Annotated in this window: 2 protein-coding genes; both read left to right on the top strand. The window is 56.3% G+C overall.

Features of this window, described 5'->3' with window-relative positions; translation table 11 throughout:
• Positions 1–683 (top strand): IS701 family transposase (locus A39O_RS32325; RefSeq protein WP_040527327.1); only part of this gene is annotated, 683 nt, incomplete at its 5' end.
• Between the two features lie 760 nt (positions 684–1,443).
• Positions 1,444–3,633: an exonuclease domain-containing protein gene (locus A39O_RS37970; RefSeq protein WP_245561796.1), complete on the top strand. Its 2,190-nt coding sequence runs from the start codon at positions 1,444–1,446 to the stop codon at positions 3,631–3,633.
• Positions 3,634–3,730 lie beyond the last annotated feature (97 nt).

The raw sequence follows: 3,730 nt of genomic DNA, 5'->3' as shown, positions 1-3,730 counted from the left end.
AGCCGTTACGGCAGGCGTTGGGACCGCGCGCGCAGTTGCTGTCGCGCCTGCGCACCAATGCCGCATTGTATGATCTGCCGACCCCCACGCCCGGGGGCGGCGGGCGTCCGCGCACGTACGGCGAGCGCTTGGGCAACGCGGCGTCGTTGGCCACCACGCTGCAGCCGAGTGCGCAGGCGTATACCTTGAACCTGTATGGCAAGCTGCGCACGGTCATGGCGGTCGACCGTGTGGTGATGCTCAAGACCCTGCGGTGCCGGGTGCGCGTGGTGTGGGTCTTCCGCACCACCCAATGGGTCGCCTTGGTCACCACCGATCTGGACCTCTCTGTCGCACAAATTATTGAATATTATGGCGCGCGGTGGAAAATTGAAGCGGGTTTTCGCGAGATCAAGCAGGAGATCGGCAGTGCCGAGACGCAAACCCGCAATCCCGATGCCGTGACCAATCACTTGAATTTCTGCATGGCGGCGACCGCCATCACCTGGATCTACGGCGCGCATCTGGAGCACGCGCCGCCGCGCCGGTATTCGACCACGAAGCGCACCGAATATGCCTTCGCCGACCTGCGGCGCCGGCTCGCACAGGACCTCGGCGGGGAGGGTTTCGGTAGCGATTGCGGGGGGGCCAACAAACCGACGCAAAATCCCCTGATCGCGGCGGTGATGCGGCTCGTGGCTTAATTGAAAACAGGAAACTTCAGCTTACTTATTTTGCCACTCTCCTGCGCGTCTCCGAGCAATTAAACGTGGTCTTCCCTGATATTTTAAGAAGGCTGATAGGGAACGGGAGCAGATGCAATACACCAAAGGCGAGCGTGTAAGACATCCCACGGTGAGCGAATGGGGGGTCGGGGTAGTCATGGCAGACAGCAGCCGCGACTACATCAGTATCTATTTTGCCGCAGTGGGACAAAAGAAGCTTTCGCTTCGGCATGTTGAACCGGTAAGAGTCGCCGAACAAGAAGCGAACGACGGCGGCTTTCCTATTCCAAAGCCACAAACGACTGACAAGAGTGGGCGATTGCTTTGTGTAAATTGCGGCCAACCAACGACGTTCGGAGATCGAGCAAACCCGCACCGCGTTGCTCTCGGATGGTGCGAACCGTGCTTTCGGCAGAGTCAGCGAACATTCACAGACCCCGAAACGCGAGAGAAACGGTACTTAGACGAAACACGGACCATGGACGGGATCAGGCACCGTTACAGGAACAATTTAGGGCTTGTACCCCCTAATACCGCGTTTCGGAGGAAAATATCGGCCTCCCAGCCCAGATGGATTAGTGAAGTAGATCGCGGAGCGAAAGGCGCCTCCATAGCAATAAGCGAGCTAGAAAATTCCGGCGAGTCTTTTGCCCCGACAATCCCGGATGGCCGTAACGACAGCACTAAGAACAAAGACAACTCGCAATCGAGGGTACCAAAGACTGTCTCCAGGACTGAAGTGGAGAAAATTTCTCTTGAATCGCCAATGGCCCATCCCGCTGCCGTTGCGCCGAAGGCCGCAATCCCGCGGACTATCGAACCTAAGCCTGTTACTCTCGAGCGAGTAGACTCTAAGCCGGCGACGCCACGCGCTGCAACGCCCAGTTTGGCGCCACAGATCGACAAGCCGAAGCCTACTCCTGCCGCAATTCACTTTATCGTGCTCGACTTCGAGACGACGGGTGGCTCGCCAAAAAACGGCCACGCGATCGTCGAGATTGGAGCAGTAAAGCTCGATATAGACGGCAATACATTGAGCGAGTTTACGGAGTTGGTCAACCCAGGCAGACCCATACCCTATCAATTCGCAACCGAGATACATGGGATTAGAGACAGAGACGTTGCGCACTGCGACCCAGTAGATAAAGTCTGGGACCGGTTTTTGGCGTGGGCTAGTGGTTTCGCGGCGCTTATCGTGCACTACGTGCCATTCGAACGCCAGTTCATTGATGCACTATATCGAGGAAACGCTCCGCCCTTTGAATATATCTGCACGTGTCAGCTAGCCCGCAAGATATATCGCGGCGCAGAAAACCACAAGCTCGGCACGGTGTGCGCCCACATTGGTTACCAAATACAGAACGCCCACCGTGCGCTGCCCGATGCGCGGGCTGCCGCGCATCTATTCGTGGACATGGTTCGCCGTGATCCGAGCATTATTAGCCGATTTACCAAAGCTGCACCTCAAGCGCCTAGAGACGCAGCCGTTCAGCCACAGACGGAAAGGCCGACCACCAACAATGAGCGCAAGGTGCCGAACGCGGCGCCGCCCATCGGGATTGTCAGCACACGCGCTGGAGTCAAATCACAAATAGTCAGCGAAATCCCATCGCCGCCAGAGTCGACACTACAATACATTCGTCCGCGCACAGGCGAAAGGCACTCGAAGCGCCCTGCTGGACCGATACCGACCCCCCGCATACAGTTCGACTCCGGCGCACTCACGCCAGCGGAAGAAAGGACTCTGATCGCGGCTGACGAGGCTAGGAGTACGCGATTGGTAGAGGAAGAATTGTGTCGGAAGCGAGAGGCGGAGCAGCACAAGCAGTTTGCCGAGCTGGCCCAGTCTCCATCCTGCAAAATCACGTCGCATGTCCTTGCAGATGGGCGCGCTTTACGTGGTTACTTCAAGGAAAACTCGCTCACAGGCGCCGGGGTGTGTAATTGGCCTGATGGAAGAGTCTACGAGGGTGAATTCGTGAACGGGGAAATAACTGGACAAGGGGAATTGACGATGCCCAATGGGCAGATCTATGCGGGCGCCTTCGTAAACGGGAAACTTAGCGGCAGCGCCGGGCGCGTGCGGTGGGCGACCGGTGCCACTTGCGATAACTTGGATATGCAATTTGTTACCCCATCGGAACCACTGCCTCGCCAAGAACCGATGCCGGAGCCCAAACAGGCAAAACCAGTTGACAACGAGGTTAGACAAATCCAAAGTGTGAACGAAATGTTCAGCGAAATCGCTGCGCGTCAGCGGCAAGCAGAAGACCGCGCTCTGATTGCCGCAGATGAACCACGTCAAACACGGGAATTGGAAGCACAAGAAAAACGATATAGAGAGGACACCTGCACAGAGGTAGAGGCTTGCCCAAGTCAAGATCCGAAATCGAGTGATACCTCATTATCAACGCCGCAAAGAAGAAACGTAGGTATCGCGCTCGGGTTCGCAATTTATGCTGTTCCGTGGATCTTTGTGTGGATTACCCTATTGCCCGGATATTCAAAGACCGCGCGCTATGCGGCGTTTGGCTGGCTTTCATTTATTTCGGCTATATTTCTCGCCGCCACAATCTTACCCCCATCCCCCGCACAACGTTCTCCACATCAAGGCGTTCATAATGCCACTCACAGATTGGGAAGCTCGCTGCCAAACACTATTAACACGTCGTCAGACCCAAAGACGAAAGTCTTGCTAGCCGCGGCAAGGTCGGGCGAGAAACTGCACATCCGCTACACCAAGCCGTATGTCAATGGAGTAAGCGAGCGATGGATTAGCCCCCAGAGGGTATTTTCCAAGCACGGCGAGACCGAAAACTATATGGAAGCGCATTGCCACAAGAGAAACGAGATGCGGGCGCAGGTTAACGCGCCGCAGCGGGCATGGTTGTGGGGTATTGATAGCTTCGGGGCGCGGCGGTCCGCATAATGTCTATAGTGGACCCTGAAAACCGGACAGTAATTTAAGCTCGCGTCGAACCAAAAGGGGCATATCATAATGGGCGAAGCGAAGCGCAAGACGTACA

It is taken from the genome of Lamprocystis purpurea DSM 4197, assembly GCF_000379525.1.
Classification (GTDB): Bacteria; Pseudomonadota; Gammaproteobacteria; order Chromatiales; family Chromatiaceae; genus Thiodictyon; species Thiodictyon purpureum.
This window is presented reverse-complemented; position numbering and strand designations above follow the sequence as displayed.